Here is a 16,148-nt window from a genome sequence, read left to right as displayed (position 1 = left end):
AAGTTTGGCTAATGAGTAACTGCTTGCTTATTGCACTGGTTTTTGAGATCAAAAAGGAGAAGCCGAAGCTTCTCCTTGAGTTTCTACTGTTTTATGCCTACGAACGCTTTATTTCGAACCGGTATACACAACCAACACCTTGTCATCTTGGTATTGACGTTCGAAGGCGTAATATCCCTTGCTGTTGCGGATGATGTGCTTACCTTGCGCGACAGCAGGGTGGCGTTGGCGGAATTGTCCGAGTGCTTGCCAGTGCTTTAACAACTCGGCACGCTCTCCGGTGATTTGCTCCCAAGGCATGTCTGAGCGAGTGCCTTGCATTGGGTCTGATCCTGTTGGTCCAAAGTCACGGGCTATTTCATCTCCGTAATAGATCTGCACTGCACCCGGAGCCAGCATTAACGCATTCGCGGCTTTGGTTTGTTTGGCAAAGTCATTGCCGTGCTGCGTCCAGAATAGTGAGGTGTCGTGAGAGGATAAGTAACTCAACACGTTGAACTCGCTGTCACTGTTGATCTTCTCTGCATAGCGAAGGTAGTCAGCATCGAGATCGGATAGGCATTTAAGCGCTTTAGGGGCGATATCGCTCTGGAATTCAAAGTTGATGATCGAATCAAATCCGTTAGCGAAGTAATCTGACTTCACCACGCTGTGTGCCCATACTTCGCCGGTCATCCAGAAGGGTAGGTCATCTAGAGCTTTGTCTGGGTTGTTCTGTTTCCATTCAGCCAGTGCTTGGTTAGTGCTCTTTTTCAGTTCTGCCCACGCTTCCAGTTCAACGTGCTTGGCGGTATCGACTCTAAAGCCATCCACGCCGTATTCACGTACCCAGTCTGAAAGCCAAGTGATGAGGTGGTCACGAGGTGTTTTGAGTTCATCAGTCGCGCTGGTGGATTTGTTGCGATAGAAATTCGGTAGCCCTGTTGTTTCTGTCGATTCTGTTTTTAAATCAGGCAAGTGCGCTAATGACATGGTCAGGTTGTTGTAACCTGGAGAGTCGTAAGCACCGATATCGCTGCGTAGCCAGGCTTTGCCCCACCATTTTTCCCACGCTTCTTTGTCGCCGTAAGAGATGTAGTTGTTGAAGTAGTGCCAGTTCTGACCTTTAGCAGGTTGCCAATCTGTCCAGCTCTCACCAAGCGTTTTTGTTGCTTCCTCATCACTCAGGTTGAGCTTACCAAAGTCGAACTCCTGCATATCGGCAAGGGTAGCGTAGCCTGTGTGGTTCATGACTATATCCCAAACAACGCGAATTCCTTTGCTGTGCGCGGTATCGATGAAGGTTCTTAGCTCGTCTTCGGTACCCATGTTCTTATCAAGTTTGGTCCAATCTTGATGGTAGTAACCATGGTAGCCATAGTGTTTGAAATCACCACGGTCACCACCGCCAACCCAACCATGTATCTGCTCTAAAGGAGATGTAATCCAGATAGCATTAGCACCCAGTGATTCAATGTAGTCGAGTTTTTCGGTTAGGCCTGCCAAGTCACCACCGTGGAAGGTTCCGATTTCGTCTTGTCCATCTTGGCTGCGACCATAACTGTTGTCGTTATCAGGATTACCATTATGGAAACGGTCGGTCATTACGAAGTAAACCGCGGCGTTATCCCAACTAAAGTCTGCCTTGGTTTCAGGTTCTACTTTCTCAAGCAGCAGAACACCTTGGCTGTTTTCTGCTGGTTGCATGGTGACGCTGCCATTAGTTACTGTGACTTGTTTGCCTGAAAGAGCGTCTCTAACCACGGTGCCATCATCAAAGGTTTGAGCAACGTCGATAGTGGTTGGCTCGTCACTAGGAACCGGACAAGCAAAGCTTTGGAGTTGTTGCTGTTTTGGCTTTATTTGAACCGTTAACTCATTAGTTTGCGGGTTGAGAGTAAACTGGTAGGTATTCGCGCGAAAGACCTTAATGGCGAGCTCAGATTTCTCGGCGCAATCGTCTAGGCGAAGGGGCTTATTGAATTTGATGCGACTCTCTTCCGCCAGTGCATAGTTGGTGCCACAGGTGTTTTTACTGTCGCTGATGGAGAAGGTATAGCTACCTTTAGCGAGTTCCTGTTCTGCGATCACAGTGCCTTTGCCTGTTGATTTGAATACCGCGGTGTCGTTATCAATCGTCAGTAATAGGCTGTTGTCGCTGGTTTGACTGCATGCGCTGAGAGCAAGCATTGAAAGTGCGAGTACTGTTTTTTTCATTGTTCCCTTCCCCTGAATTAACAGGCCAGTTATAGCAAACAATGCCCTCTACAGTCTGAGTGCTGATTCATTCAGTTAATCAACAACACCTCTACAAACAAATGCTTGGTTCACAAAAACAAAAAGGGAAGCTTTCGCTTCCCTTTGGGTATTTACCTTTCGTTGCTCAGAGCATCGCTTTGAACAGCTTCCTCACTTGCACTTATTTTTGCAGTAGAGAGATATCAGCAATCTGTAGGAACAGGTTACGTAGGTTATTCAGTAGCGTTAGACGGTTCTTCTTAAGCGCTTCGTCATCAGCCATAACCATTACGTTATCGAAGAACGCATCAACAGGCTCGCGCAGACCCGCTAGCTTGCTTAGGGCTTCTTGGTAGTTACCTGTAGCGAATGCTGGCTCTAGTGATTCCGTCATTACTGTAACGTTTTCAGCCAGTGCTTTCTCTGCATCTTCTTGAAGAAGGGCTAGATCGATATCTGCTGCTAGCTCACCATCGAATTTCGCAAGGATGTTACCTACACGTTTGTTCGCTGCTGCTAGTGCTTCTGCCGCTTCTAGTTCACGGAAGTGAGAAACCGCTTTAACACGTTGGTCAAAGTCAGCTGGCTTAGTTGGACGGTTAGCTAGTACTGCCTGGATGATATCCACGCTGAAGCCAGCATCTTGGTACCATGCACGGAAACGACCTAGCATGAAGTCGATAACGTCAGCTTCTACGTTGTCGTTGGTTAACTTGTCGCCTAGTAGTTCTTTTGCTTTTGCGATCAGATCCGTTAGGTCTAGGTTGTAGCCGTTTTCAACGATAATACGTAGCACACCTAGTGATGCACGACGTAGAGCGAATGGGTCAGAACCTTTTGGAGCTTGGCCAATACCGAAGATACCTACGATAGTGTCTAGCTTGTCTGCCATTGCTACTGCAGAAGAGATACCAGTGCTTGGTAGGTCATCACCTGCGAAACGAGGCATGTACTGCTCGTAAAGTGCTAGTGCAACTTGCTCGTCTTCACCATCGTGAGTCGCGTAGTGCATGCCCATTACACCTTGAGTATCCGTGAATTCGAATACCATAGAGGTCATTAGGTCACATTTAGCCAGTAGGCCTGCGCGCTTCGACTTCTCAACGTCAGCATCGATCTGCTCAGCGATGTAGCCAGCAAGTTCTGTGATGCGGTCTGTCTTGTCTTTGATAGTACCAAGTTGCTTCTGGAAGATAGCTTGGTCTAGTTCAGGAAGACGGTCGATCAGAGGACGCTTACGGTCTGTGTTGAAGAAGAACTCAGCATCCGCAAGACGTGGGCGTACAACCTTCTCGTTACCTTCGATAACGTGGCGAGGCTCTTTAGACTCGATGTTCGATACGAAAATAAAGTTAGGAAGTAGCTTCTTGTTTTCATCATAAACAGGGAAGTACTTTTGGTCACCCTTCATGGTGTAAACCAAAGCTTCAGAAGGAACTTTTAGGAACTCTTCTTCAAACTTCGCTGTTAGTACTACTGGCCATTCAACAAGAGATGTTACTTCTTCAACAAGATCATCTTCTAGGTCAGCTTTACCGCCAACCGCTGCAGCTGCTTTTTGTGAATCAGCTAGGATGATTGCTTTACGCGCTTCGTAATCTGCCATTACTTTACCGCGCTCTTCTAGGATCGCTGGGTATTGCTCTGCAGAATCGATAGTGAACTCTTGCTCACCCATGAAGCGGTGACCACGGATAGTGCGGCCAGATGCTACGCCTAGGATCTCACCTTCGATAAGGTCAGCGCCCATCAGCATAGTCAGTGTTTTAACCGGACGGATGAACTGAGTCGTCTTGTTACCCCAGCGCATCGGCTTGGCGATAGGCAGGTTACCTAGTGCTTTAGCCGCTAGATCAACAACGATTTCAGACGTTGCTTGGCCTTTTACTTCTTGTTTGAAAAGAAGCCATTCGCCTTTGTCTGTTACTAGACGGTCAGCTTGTTCAACCGTGATGCCGTTACCACGAGCCCAACCTTGAGCTGCTTTTGTTGCGTTGCCGTCAGCATCGAATGCTACAGAAACTGCTGGGCCACGCTTTTCAACAACTTTGTCTTCTTGGCCTTCAGCCAGTGCTGCTACTTTAAGAGCAAGACGACGAGGTGCTGCGTACCATTTCACGCCTTCGTGCGCTAGGTTTGCGCCTTTTAGCTCAGCTTCGAAGTTTGCCGAGAATGCTTCTGCTAGAGTGCGAAGTTGCGTTGGTGGTAGCTCTTCAGTACCTAGTTCAATTAGAAATTCTTTAGCCATGATTACTTCTCCTCGTCCTTCTTGCACATTGGGAAGCCTAGTGCTTCACGTGACGCGTAGTATGCTTCAGCAACTGATTTAGTTAGGTTGCGAATACGAAGGATGTAACGTTGACGCTCTGTTACAGAGATAGCTTTGCGCGCATCAAGGATGTTGAATGCGTGGCCTGCTTTTAGAATGCGCTCGTAAGCTGGAAGCGGAAGTGGCTTTTCAAGCTCAAGTAGCTCTTTACACTCTTTTTCACACTGGTCGAAGAAACCGAATAGGAAATCTACGTCTGCGTGTTCGAAGTTGTACGTTGATTGCTCAACTTCGTTTTGGTGGAAGATGTCACCGTAAGTTACGTTAGAGCCGTCTGGTGCAACGTTCCATACTAGGTCGTAAACTGAGTCTACTTCCTGGATGTACATTGCTAGACGCTCGATACCGTAAGTGATCTCGCCTGTTACAGGCTTACATTCAAGGCCGCCAACCTGTTGGAAGTAAGTAAACTGAGTTACTTCCATGCCGTTTAGCCATACTTCCCAACCAAGACCCCATGCACCTAGTGTTGGGTTTTCCCAGTTATCTTCAACGAAGCGAATGTCGTGAACAAGTGGGTCAACACCAAGAACCTCTAGGGAGCCTAGGTACAACTCTTGGATATTGTCTGGCGATGGTTTTAGCGCTACTTGGAATTGGTAGTAGTGCTGAAGACGGTTAGGGTTTTCACCGTAACGGCCATCAGTAGGACGACGTGAAGGTTGTACGTAAGCTGTAGACATTGGCTCTGGGCCAAGTGCTCGTAGACATGTCATTGGGTGAGAGGTGCCTGCACCTACTTCCATATCTAGAGGTTGAACAATGGTACAACCGTTTTGAGCCCAGTAATCCTGCAGCGCGAGGATCATTCCCTGGAAGGTTTTGATATCGTATTTTTGCATAGTCAGGTTCGCGCGATTCTTTTAAATGAATGAGAAAAATAACCTCTGAGTATACCGAGATATTCGTAAAGCGAGTAGGGGTAATCTTGTTTAATTAGTGGTCTAAAATGTCGTTTAATGGATTTTTTTGCCTTTAATGTTTGTTTTTCGGTGCAAGTAGATATTTTGATAAGTTTGACACTTGTTTTTGACTACGTGGGTGATTAGAATCTCGCGGTCTTTGGGGAGTAGCTTACTTGTTCATATCCTAGTGAATGAGTTCGTTCGTCAACATAATTGATGCAAAATCATCATGGCGTTCGAGGCAACCACCACCTTGGTGGCGCTTAGCAAGACCTTAGACAAGCATCGTGAACCGGGATGGGGCGCGAGGTTTGTCTTTGGTTAAATATAATAATCTCCATCCCAAATGAGCATGTCGTGAGCGTTTTAGCCATTTCAATTACAACTGTCGCCTTAGCCGAGATCGGTGATAAGACCCAGTTGCTATCCCTTTTATTAGCCAGTCGATATCGAAAACCGATACCTATCATTGCAGCCATTTTCTTTGCCACCATAGCCAATCATGCCCTTGCAGCATGGCTCGGTGTGGTCGTCGCCGATTACTTATCGCCAGAAGTTTTAAAATGGGTGCTGGTGGTCAGCTTTATTGCAATGGCGGGCTGGATTCTGATTCCCGATAAGCTCGATGATGACGAACAAATTTCAAACCGTGGTCCTTTTGTCGCCAGCTTCATTGCGTTTTTTATCGCTGAAATTGGTGATAAGACCCAGATTGCGACTTCTATTCTAGGTGCGCAATACGCCGATGCTTTGGCGTGGGTAATTCTGGGTACAACCATAGGCATGTTGTTGGCGAACGTACCTGTGGTGATCATTGGTAAGCTGTCGGCAGATAAGATGCCTCTCGATCTGATTCGTAAGATCACAGCCCTGTTATTTGTTGGTCTGGCTATCGCTGCTGCGTTTTACTCGTAAGTGTTTTGAGTCTTATTATACTCAACCAGTGGAGTAATGTGTTGTAGGTCATACTCTTACAGTATTGTGAGGTTTATCGAGCGAATGGACATATAACTGTCATACTTGTCATGATATTTTAATCTTGTGAGTTAAGAACACGAGGGCATGATTATGTTGACGCGTTATATGGGTATTACTCCACAAAGCCAAAGCTATCTATTTACCTTTGGTCTTGCACTTACACTATTAGGCATGGTGCTGACGGACATGTGGCTACCAATGGTCGCCGGCGCTATGATCATGACTGGACTTGCAGTTGAGGCTTGGATTCGAGTCGCGCATATTATTCCGATGCGTAAAGACATCCGAGCGTTACAACAACAGCTTGATTATCTGCAAACCAAGTCTAGAGATGAATAAACAAAAAGCCGCTGGTACTCTGAGTTCTGCTTGAGAACATAAGGTACCAGCGGCTTTTTTGATGTTTGATTCTCGGTGGGGCGTTAAGCCTCCAATCCCTTTTTGATCAAATACTGGTATGGCAGCGTTTCTGTCTCTTGGCCTACCAACTGGTGATCCATGAATCGACAAAAGCTCGGGATATCTCGAGTGGTCGACGGATCGTCAGCTTTTACCAGTAACACATCGCCATCCTGCATGTTTCTAATTGTCTTCCTGACCATCATTACTGGTTCTGGGCAACGCAGGCCTTCAGCTTCTAAAGTATGGGTTGCCAGTTCAGGTTTGAATGTCATGGTTTGTATCTCTATATCTATCTAACGTGTGAATAATACGTCTGCAGAAAAAATATGCAATAAGTGCTTGGCAAACAGAATCATTTCCTATAACTTAGTTAACAAGTTGATAACAACTTGAAACAAAGGCAACTAGCTAAGGAGTGGCGATGTTGACAGGATTAGATAGATTAACAATTTATTCGGTTCTCTGTTTTATTTCTTTTTGTGCGTTAGTTTTACGCTCATCGACAGAGACCTCACTGATGCCTATTTTTGGCATAGTAGCAACGATTATTGGTATTTGGGTTGAGATGCGCCGTTGGCAGGGTGTAGCCGAAGAGCAAGAGCACTAACCTAAGTACAGCAAACAAATTCCGATACGACATTCCGACACTATCCCCAAATTTTCTTGGGCTTCCCCGCGTAATTGCGGGATTTTTTTTATCTAAAGCATGCTATAAACAAGTTAGTGAACAATGATCATTGTATTCAGCTAGGTAAGTGGTGTGGAATTAGAAGACATCTATCGTAGAGACCTTAATTTATTGGTCGCCTTAAAGGTATTGATTGAAGAGGGCAGCGTTAGCCAGGCCGCGCTTCGTCTCAACTTGAGCCAATCGGCAACCAGCCGAGTGTTAGGGCGCTTAAGAGATCTACTCAACGACCCTCTTTTTACTCGCCAGGGCCAGCACCTTATTCCGACCAAAAAAGCACTCGAGATCAGTCAGCGAATTGATCAGCCTTTGGAGTCATTCCGTCAACTCCTTAGCCCGAGTGACTTCGACCCTTATTATTGCAGTGAACGCTTTCTAATTGCGACCACTGATTACGCAATGCAAACTATCTTGCCGTATGCACTGCCGAAGATTTATGAGCAAGCACCGAATATCTCTTTGGAATTTGCCCCGCTGCAGCATGAACATTTGTTTAAACAGCTTAGTACCGAGCGCGTCGATATGGCGATTTGCCGACCAAGTGGCAGTGTTGCGCCACTTCATCAAGAGGTCCTTGGCCCTGTGGGTGTGTCGTGCTTACTCTCTAAAAACCACCCTTTGGCAGACAGTTCGTTGAGCCTTGAGGATTATGTCTCTTTGCCTCATGCGATGATTGCGATCAGTGATGGTGTAAAGGCTTTACTGGACAACGCTTTAGCCAATCAACAACCTCGAAAAATGGTACTGCGTGCTTATCACCTTGAAGCGGCATTAGCGATTGTCGATAGAATGCCGTTAGTGATTACGGTACCGGCTGATTTGGCATACTTGGTTGCAGAGCGTTATGACTTAGTGGTTAAGCCGCTGCCATTCGAGTTTATGCCGTTTGATTACTCGTTGATTTGGCATTCACGCTGCGACTCTTCTGCCTCACAGCAATGGCTGAGAAGAGTAGTCAAAGAAGAGTGTGGTGAGTTAATTCAAAAGCGGATTGCCGATGTCGGCTTAGGTTAGACTCAATAGTAGGTAGCAAATAGCAAAAAGGGCTGATCATGATCAGCCCTTTTGTTTTATTACGTGTTGTCTTTAGAGTGTTAAGCGATTACAGCTTGATAACTACACGGCCTGTGATTTGACCGTTAGTGATGTCTTCTGCCGCTTGAATCGCGTCATCTAGAGCTACTTCTTTTGTCGCGCTGTTGTAGAAAGACTCAGGTAGTAATTCAGCCAGTTGTTCCCACGCTTTAATGCGTTTTTCACGAGGGCACATAACAGAATCAACACCTTGTAGGCGAACGTTACGTAGAATGAATGGCATTACCGTCGTTGGTAAGTCAAAACCACCTGCTAGACCACAGATAGCAACCGCACCGTTGTAATCAATTTGTGCCAATACTTTCGCAAGTACTTTGCTGCCTACAGTGTCGATAGCACCAGCCCACATTTGTTTCTCAAGTGGTTTCGCTGGCTCTTCTAGTTCAGCACGCTCAACAATGCGAGTTGCACCTAGTGATTTTAATAGCTCACCATTTTCTGAAGCACGACCTGTTACTGCTGCTACTTTGTAACCTAATTGGTTTAGTAGAGTGATAGACACGCTACCTACACCGCCACTTGCGCCAGTCACTAGGATTTCACCGTCTTCAGGTTTGATGCCTGCATCGACAATAGCTTGAACACAAAGCATTGCAGTAAAGCCTGCTGTACCAATTGCCATTACTTTCTTAGCGTCTAGACCTTTAGGCATAGGCACTAACCAGTCACCGTTTAGGCTTGCTTTCTCAGCCATGCCACCCCAGTGACCTTCACCAACACCCCAACCCGTTAGAACCACTTCGTCGCCTGCTTTGTAGCGAGGGTCATCAGATTGTGAAACCACACCTGAAAGGTCGATACCAGGAACCATAGGGAAGTTGCGAACAATGCGCCCTTTACCTGTAATCGCCAAACCATCTTTGTAGTTCAAAGAAGAGTAGCTTACATCGATCTTCACGTTACCTTCAGGTAGTTGAGACTCTTCAATTTGAGAAACTGATGCGATAGTTTTTTTGTCTTCTTGGTTTAGTACAAGTGCTTTAAACATGATCTGCTCCATGGGAGAAATATTAGGAAACTGAAGTAACTTTAGTTGAATCGTGGGAGAAAAAATAATGAAACATCAACATTGAATCTATGCGTTTTATGCATAGATGTCGTTGGCTACTTTCCTCCTGATTCGGTTTGCTGAACGAACCTATCATTTTCTGATAGCTGGAAATAAAAAGTGCAGCTATATAAAGATAGCTGCACATAAGATTATCCGACAAATATTACCGTCGATGAGTGCTATGGGCGTTCAAATACCGTTGCAATACCTTGGCCTAAACCAATACACATGGTTGCTAATCCGTATTTCACGTCTTGCGCTTCCATTAGGTTGATTAGGGTTGTAGAGATACGAGAACCTGAACAGCCTAATGGGTGGCCTAGAGCAATGGCACCGCCATTTAGGTTCACTTTTTCGTCAACCACATCCAGTAGACCTAGGTCTTTAGCACAAGGTAGAGATTGCGCCGCGAACGCTTCGTTCAGTTCAATCACACCCATGTCTTCAATCGTTAAACCTGCGCGCTTTAACGCTTTTTGAGTAGCAGGTACTGGGCCGTAACCCATGATTGAAGGATCGCAGCCCGCGATAGCCATAGACTTAACGCGAGCACGAATCTTAAGACCTAGTGCGTTAGCTTTTTCTTCACTCATGATAAGCATTGCCGATGCACCATCAGATAGAGCCGATGAAGTACCTGCCGTTACTGTACCGTTAGCTGGGTCGAACACTGGGCGCAGTTGAGATAGGCCTTCAACCGTCGTTTCTGGACGAATAACTTCATCGTGATCCAGTGTAAACAGCGAACCGTCAGCAGCGTGACCTTCTGTTGGTAGAATTTCGTTTTTGAAACGACCTTCAACCGTTGCCGCATGTGCACGGGCGTGTGAACGTGCAGCGAATGCATCTTGGTCTTCACGGCTAATACCGTGCAGTTTGCCAAGCATTTCAGCCGTTAGGCCCATCATGCCAGCAGCTTTTGCTACGTTTTTTGACATGCCAGGGTGGAAATCAACACCGTGTGTCATTGGCACGTGACCCATGTGTTCCACACCACCAATTAGGCAGATTTCCGCATCACCAACCATGATTGAGCGAGTTGCATCATGCAGAGCTTGCATAGATGAACCACATAGACGGTTAACAGTGACTGCACCAATCTCAATCGGTAAGCCAGCCAGTAGCGCGGCGTTACGTGCAACGTTGAAGCCTTGCTCTAGTGTTTGCTGTACACAGCCCCAGTAGATATCTTCAATCTCTGAAGGGTTAACTTCTGGGTTACGCTCTAAAATACCTTTCATTAAATGTGCAGACAGATCTTCAGCACGAGTATGACGGTAAGCTCCACCTTTGGAACGTCCCATTGGGGTGCGAAGGCAATCAACAACAACTACATTATTCATTTTGATATTCCTTTTCCAAATGTGGGTTACAGAGAACTTGCTTGTTGAGCGTCGTAAAAGCTTTCGCCTTTCTCTGCCATATCAAGCAATAGTTGAGGAACTTGGTACATTGCACCTAAGTCTTGGTAGCCCTTCGCCATTTCTACGAAGTTACCAATACCCACACTGTCTAAGTAGCGGAATACGCCGCCTCGGAATGGAGGGAAGCCTAAACCGTAAACCAGTGCCATATCCGCTTCTTGCGGTGTCGCGATGATGCCTTCTTCTAAACAAAGAACGACTTCGTTGATCATTGGAATCATCACACGCTGGATAATTGTTTGGTCATCAAAATTTTGTGGTGCTTGGCATACGTCAGCCAAGATAGGAAGAATGTCTTCAGAGAAGGTCTTCTTCGGACGACCACGTTTGTCTACGCTGTATGTGTAGAAACCGCTACCGTTTTTCTGACCGTATTTTTCAGCAACGTAAAGTGCATCAATCGCATCACGACCTTCTTTGCCCATACGCTCAGGGAATCCTTGCGCCATCACAGCTTGTGCGTGGTGTGCTGTGTCTAGGCCTACAACGTCGAGTAAGTAAGCTGGGCCCATTGGCCAACCGAACTTGCGCTCCATGACTTTATCGATCTTAGTGAAGTCAGCACCGTCACGTAGCAACATGCTGAAACCGCCAAAGTAAGGGAAAAGTACACGGTTAACGAAGAAGCCTGGGCAATCATTTACAACGATAGGGGATTTGCCCATCTTCGCTGCGTAAGCCACAACGCGATTAATCGTCTCTTCTGAAGTGTGCTCGCCACGGATGATCTCAACCAAAGGCATGCGATGCACTGGATTAAAGAAGTGCATACCACAGAAGTTTTCTGGACGTTTCAGAGATTTCGCTAGCAGATTAATAGGAATCGTAGAAGTGTTTGATGTCAGTACTGTGTCTTCACCGACTAGGCCTTCCACTTCGCTCAGTACCGCAGCTTTTACTTTCGGGTTTTCTACCACGGCTTCTACGACAACGTCTGATTGCTCAACACCAGCGTAGTGCAGGCTTGGAGTAATCGAAGACAGGATGCCTGCCATCTTGAAGCCATCTAGGCGACCGCGAGATAGACGTTTATTCAATAGCTTAGACGCTTCATTCATACCAAGGTCAAGCGATGCTTGTGCGATATCTTTCATCATCACAGGCACGCCTTTCAGTGCAGATTGGTAAGCAATGCCGCCACCCATGATGCCTGCACCTAGTACAGCAGCACGTTGAGTGTCTTTGTTTGCTGACTTACCTGCTTTTTTAGCAAGACCTTTGATGTATTGGTCATTTAGGAACAGACCAACCAGTGCTTTTGCTTCTTCTGATTTAGCCAGCTTGATGAAGTGTTTACGTTCGATATCGAGCGCTGCATCACGATCGCTGCGTGCCGCTTCTTCAATCGCAATGACTGAAGTAATTGGAGCTGGGTAGTGAGGGCCCGCTTTTTGAGCAACAAGGCCTTTCGCCATGGTAAAGCTCATCATCGCTTCGAGTTTGCTTAGCGATAATGCTGATGTTTTCTGTTTGCGGCGTAATTGCCAGTCTAGTTTTTCATTGGCAGCCAGAGAAACGGTATTGATTGCCGACTCTAGCAGTTGGTCTGTTTCTACAATCGCGTCTAACAAGCCAATTTTTAGTGCTTCGTCAGCTCGGCAAGCTTTGCCTTGAGTGATGACTTCCATTGCACTGTCAGCACCGATAACGCGAGGCAGGCGCACACAACCACCAAAGCCAGGCATGATGCCAAGTTTGGTTTCAGGTAAGCCAATGCTGGTGGTCTTGTCACCGATACGGAAGTCAGTTGCCAATACACATTCACAGCCGCCGCCTAGGGCATGGCCGCGCATCATTGAAAGAGTTGGAACAGGAAGGTCTTCTAGCTTGCTGAAGATGGAGTTTGCAAATCTTAACCATTCATCAAGTTCTGATTCTGGCTTAGCAAATAGACCAAGAAATTCAGTGATGTCTGCGCCTACAATGAACGCGTCTTTGTTTGAAGTTAAGATTAAACCACGTAGTCCTGCGTGAGCTTTAAGAGCGTCTAACGCTTTGTCTAGTGATTCTAAAGTAGCAAGGTCGAGTTTGTTTACAGAGGCTGGAGCACAGAAGCTTAATTCTGCAATGCCATCTTGTAATTCCTTTACCTGTAGGGTGTTAGCTTGGTAAATCATTGTCTATCTCCATGACATACAATCCACGATTGTTTGAGAGAATCTTGTTGTCTTTCTATTATTGTAGAATACCTGGTAAGACCAGTTATCTTAGTCTGTACCTCTGTAAGATGAATTTCAATACATTTTTTAAACAATTGTTTAACATTGTGCGATAGCACAGATCCTCTAACCCTTATTATTCACGCGTGATACACTTCGCAGCTCTTATTAATTAAGTTAACGATATGAATGAACAGCCTTATTTAATACCGTCAGCTCCGGCTCTGTTTGAAGAAGAGATCAAGAAGAGCATCTTTATTACTCACCTTGCGCATACTCCAAGTGTAGAAGCCGCGAAGCAGTTCGTAGAGCAGGTAAAAAAAGAGCACGCTTCAGCGAGGCATAATTGCTGGGGCTTTGTTGCTGGTCGACCTGAAGATTCAATGCTTTGGGGCTTCAGTGATGATGGAGAACCATCGGGCACCGCGGGTAAGCCTATTTTGGCGCAATTGTCTGGATCGGGTGTGGGAGAATTAACGGCTGTCGTCACGCGTTACTCTGGCGGAATTAAGCTTGGAACCGGTGGTTTGGTTAAAGCTTATGGTGGTGGAGTGCAACAAGCTCTCAAGCTGCTTCAAACTATCGAGAAAAAAATAACCACAAAATTACGGCTAGAGTTAGACTATGGCTTTGTGCCGATCGCACAATCCATTATGGCTCAGCATCAGGCTGTTGAGGTCCAAGCGGATTATGGTGTGCAAGTTGAGCTTATTATTGAGATAGAGCTCCTGCAGGTAGATGCGTTTACCCAAACCATAATCAATAAAAGCGGTGCCAAGGCACTGGTAACGAAAGTAAAAGACAACTAGGAAGTGTGAAGCATTTCGCTTCGTTCAATAGCTCATGCAATTTCGCTCAATTATTCGAATCGTCGGATTATTATTAGCACTTTTTAGTGTATCAATGCTCGCACCTGCGTTAGTCGCCCTGATCTATCGAGATGGTGCGGGTGTGCCATTTGTGACGACTTTCTTTGTTCTGTTATTTTGTGGCGCGACGTGTTGGTTTCCAAACCGACGTTATAAGCATGAGTTAAAAGCGCGCGATGGCTTTTTGATCGTAGTTCTTTTTTGGACGGTAATCGGTAGTGCGGGTGCTTTGCCATTTTTGATCGCTGATAACCCGAATGTTTCGGTAACCGATGCCTTCTTCGAATCCTTTTCTGCACTAACCACTACCGGTGCGACGGTGATCGTTGGCCTTGATGACCTGCCTAAAGCTATCTTATTTTACCGTCAGTTCCTGCAATGGTTTGGTGGTATGGGTATCATCGTATTGGCGGTAGCGATCCTTCCAGTTCTGGGCATCGGTGGTATGCAGCTGTATCGAGCTGAGATTCCAGGCCCTGTAAAAGACAGCAAAATGACTCCGCGTATCGCTGAAACCGCAAAAGCGCTGTGGTACATCTATCTCAGCCTAACCATTGCTTGTGCGGTGGCGTTTTGGCTAGCCGGTATGAGCTTCTTTGATGCAATCAGTCATAGCTTCTCTACTATTGCTATTGGTGGCTTCTCCACTCACGATGCAAGCATGGGCTATTTCAACAGCCCGGCTATCAACATGATTACCGTGGTGTTCCTGCTTATATCTGCGTGTAATTACTCTCTTCACTTTGCTGCATTTGCTTCGGGTGGTGTGCATCCTAAGTATTATTGGAAAGATCCTGAGTTCCGCGCCTTTATCTTTATTCAGGCAGTACTGTTCTTGGTTTGTTTCTTATTACTGCTCAATCACCACTCTTATGATTCGTACTATGATGCTTTCGACCAAGCCTTGTTCCAAACCGTGTCTATCTCTACGACCGCGGGTTTTACAACGACGGGTTTCTCAGAGTGGCCATTGTTCTTACCCGTACTGCTTTTGTTCTCTTCTTTTATAGGGGGATGTGCAGGTTCTACGGGTGGTGGTATGAAAGTGATTCGAATCTTACTACTTACTCTGCAAGGTGCTCGTGAAATGAAGCGTCTTGTTCACCCACGGGCTGTCTATACCATCAAGGTTGGCGGTTCTGCACTACCACAACGTGTCGTAGATGCGGTCTGGGGCTTCTTCTCTGCATACGCATTAGTGTTTGTGGTTTGTATGCTGGCTCTTATTGCAACTGGTATGGACGAGTTGAGTGCTTTCTCTGCGGTAGCGGCGACATTAAATAACCTTGGCCCTGGCCTTGGTGAAGTCGCGGTGCACTTTGGCGATGTGAACGACAAAGCAAAGTGGGTACTTATCGTATCTATGCTGTTTGGCCGATTAGAAATCTTCACCTTATTAATCTTATTGACCCCTACGTTTTGGCGTAGCTAAGGACAACATTGTGGCAAAAGCTCTATTTTTGTATTCAAGCCGTGAAGGGCAGACCAAGAAAATCTTGAACTATATAAAAGAAGAAATGAGTGAGTTCGAATGTGAGCTTCAAGATCTGCACACTATTGGCAAGGTGGACTTTGCTCAGTATGACAGAGTGTTGATTGGCGCATCGATTCGTTATGGACACCTTAATAAGAAGCTATATCAATTTATTGATGCCAACCTTACTCAGTTGCAATCAAGCAAGGTTGCGTTCTTCTGCGTGAACTTAACGGCGCGTAAAGAAGACCAAGGCAAAGATACACCAGAAGGCAGTGCTTATATTAAGAAGTTCCTTATCAAGTCTCCATGGCAGCCGACTTTAATCGGTGTATTTGCAGGTGCCCTCTATTACCCACGTTATAACTGGTTCGATAGAACCATGATCCGCTTTATTATGAATATGACAGGTGGTGAAACGGATACAACGAAGGAAGTTGAGTACACAAACTGGGAAAAAGTCTCTTTGTTCACTGAAAAACTGAAGAATATGTAAGATAAAAGCCTACTTTTGAGGCGTTTTGAGTTCTTTTTAATCGAACGAATAAAAAAACGAA

At 46.0% G+C, this 16,148-nt stretch carries 14 protein-coding genes; 7 read left to right on the top strand and 7 right to left on the bottom strand.

The window, feature by feature from the left end; all coding sequences use genetic code 11:
* Positions 1–108: 108 nt before the first annotated feature.
* The 3 genes from OH460_RS21645 to glyQ form a co-directional block, all read right to left on the bottom strand.
* On the bottom strand, positions 109–2,196 hold the full coding sequence (locus tag OH460_RS21645) for an alpha-amylase (RefSeq protein ID WP_269999505.1): 2,088 nt from the start codon (positions 2,194–2,196) through the stop codon (positions 109–111).
* A gap of 202 nt (positions 2,197–2,398) precedes the next feature.
* Entirely contained in the window at positions 2,399–4,465 is a 2,067-nt protein-coding gene (gene glyS / locus OH460_RS21640; protein ID WP_269999504.1) for a glycine--tRNA ligase subunit beta, read from the bottom strand.
* A 2-nt stretch (positions 4,466–4,467) separates the two neighbouring features.
* Positions 4,468–5,388, bottom strand: coding sequence for a glycine--tRNA ligase subunit alpha (gene glyQ / locus OH460_RS21635; RefSeq protein ID WP_008223226.1), 921 nt, complete (start codon positions 5,386–5,388; stop codon positions 4,468–4,470).
* 420 nt (positions 5,389–5,808) lie between these two features.
* Between glyQ and OH460_RS21630 the strand changes: the two genes are divergently transcribed.
* Both OH460_RS21630 and OH460_RS21625 read left to right on the top strand, forming a co-directional pair.
* Positions 5,809–6,366: a TMEM165/GDT1 family protein gene (locus tag OH460_RS21630; protein WP_004739245.1), complete on the top strand. Its 558-nt coding sequence runs from the start codon at positions 5,809–5,811 to the stop codon at positions 6,364–6,366.
* A 147-nt stretch (positions 6,367–6,513) separates the two neighbouring features.
* Entirely contained in the window at positions 6,514–6,768 is a 255-nt protein-coding gene (locus tag OH460_RS21625) for a hypothetical protein (protein ID WP_008223224.1), read from the top strand.
* A gap of 83 nt (positions 6,769–6,851) precedes the next feature.
* On the opposite strand, the gene tusA is transcribed toward OH460_RS21625, so the two are convergent.
* Positions 6,852–7,103, bottom strand: coding sequence for a sulfurtransferase TusA (gene tusA, locus OH460_RS21620; RefSeq protein ID WP_004739242.1), 252 nt, complete (start codon positions 7,101–7,103; stop codon positions 6,852–6,854).
* Between the two features lie 149 nt (positions 7,104–7,252).
* On the opposite strand from tusA, the gene OH460_RS21615 reads away from it, so the two are divergent.
* Positions 7,253–7,438, top strand: coding sequence for a hypothetical protein (locus OH460_RS21615; RefSeq protein WP_004739241.1), 186 nt, complete (start codon positions 7,253–7,255; stop codon positions 7,436–7,438).
* Positions 7,439–7,591: 153 nt separating this feature from the next.
* Positions 7,592–8,533, top strand: coding sequence for a LysR family transcriptional regulator (locus tag OH460_RS21610; RefSeq protein ID WP_008223218.1), 942 nt, complete (start codon positions 7,592–7,594; stop codon positions 8,531–8,533).
* A gap of 88 nt (positions 8,534–8,621) precedes the next feature.
* On the opposite strand, the gene acuI is transcribed toward OH460_RS21610, so the two are convergent.
* The 3 genes from acuI to fadB form a co-directional block, all read right to left on the bottom strand.
* Complete coding sequence (acuI, locus tag OH460_RS21605; protein ID WP_269999503.1) at positions 8,622–9,602, bottom strand: acrylyl-CoA reductase (NADPH); 981 nt, start codon at positions 9,600–9,602, stop codon at positions 8,622–8,624.
* Between the two features lie 242 nt (positions 9,603–9,844).
* Positions 9,845–11,008 (bottom strand): acetyl-CoA C-acyltransferase FadA, encoded by a 1,164-nt coding sequence (gene fadA, locus OH460_RS21600; RefSeq protein ID WP_102425459.1) that lies wholly within the window; start codon positions 11,006–11,008, stop codon positions 9,845–9,847.
* A gap of 26 nt (positions 11,009–11,034) precedes the next feature.
* Positions 11,035–13,206, bottom strand: coding sequence for a fatty acid oxidation complex subunit alpha FadB (gene fadB / locus OH460_RS21595; RefSeq protein ID WP_269999502.1), 2,172 nt, complete (start codon positions 13,204–13,206; stop codon positions 11,035–11,037).
* A gap of 227 nt (positions 13,207–13,433) precedes the next feature.
* On the opposite strand from fadB, the gene OH460_RS21590 reads away from it, so the two are divergent.
* From OH460_RS21590 to hemG, 3 genes are read left to right on the top strand one after another with little or no spacing between them, the layout of a single operon-like run.
* Positions 13,434–14,057, top strand: coding sequence for a YigZ family protein (locus OH460_RS21590; protein WP_269999501.1), 624 nt, complete (start codon positions 13,434–13,436; stop codon positions 14,055–14,057).
* Positions 14,058–14,091: 34 nt separating this feature from the next.
* Positions 14,092–15,549, top strand: coding sequence for a TrkH family potassium uptake protein (locus tag OH460_RS21585; RefSeq protein WP_008223210.1), 1,458 nt, complete (start codon positions 14,092–14,094; stop codon positions 15,547–15,549).
* A gap of 10 nt (positions 15,550–15,559) precedes the next feature.
* Positions 15,560–16,087 carry a menaquinone-dependent protoporphyrinogen IX dehydrogenase gene (hemG, locus tag OH460_RS21580; protein WP_061033935.1) on the top strand — a complete coding sequence of 176 codons (528 nt, stop codon included), beginning with the start codon at positions 15,560–15,562 and terminating at the stop codon, positions 16,085–16,087.
* The last annotated feature ends 61 nt before the right edge of the window (positions 16,088–16,148 follow it).

It is taken from the genome of Vibrio sp. Makdt, assembly GCF_027587015.1.
GTDB classification, from domain to species: domain Bacteria; phylum Pseudomonadota; class Gammaproteobacteria; order Enterobacterales; family Vibrionaceae; genus Vibrio; species Vibrio chagasii_B.
The sequence above is the reverse complement of the archived record's forward strand: the minus strand, read 5'-3'. Positions and strand labels throughout refer to the sequence as shown.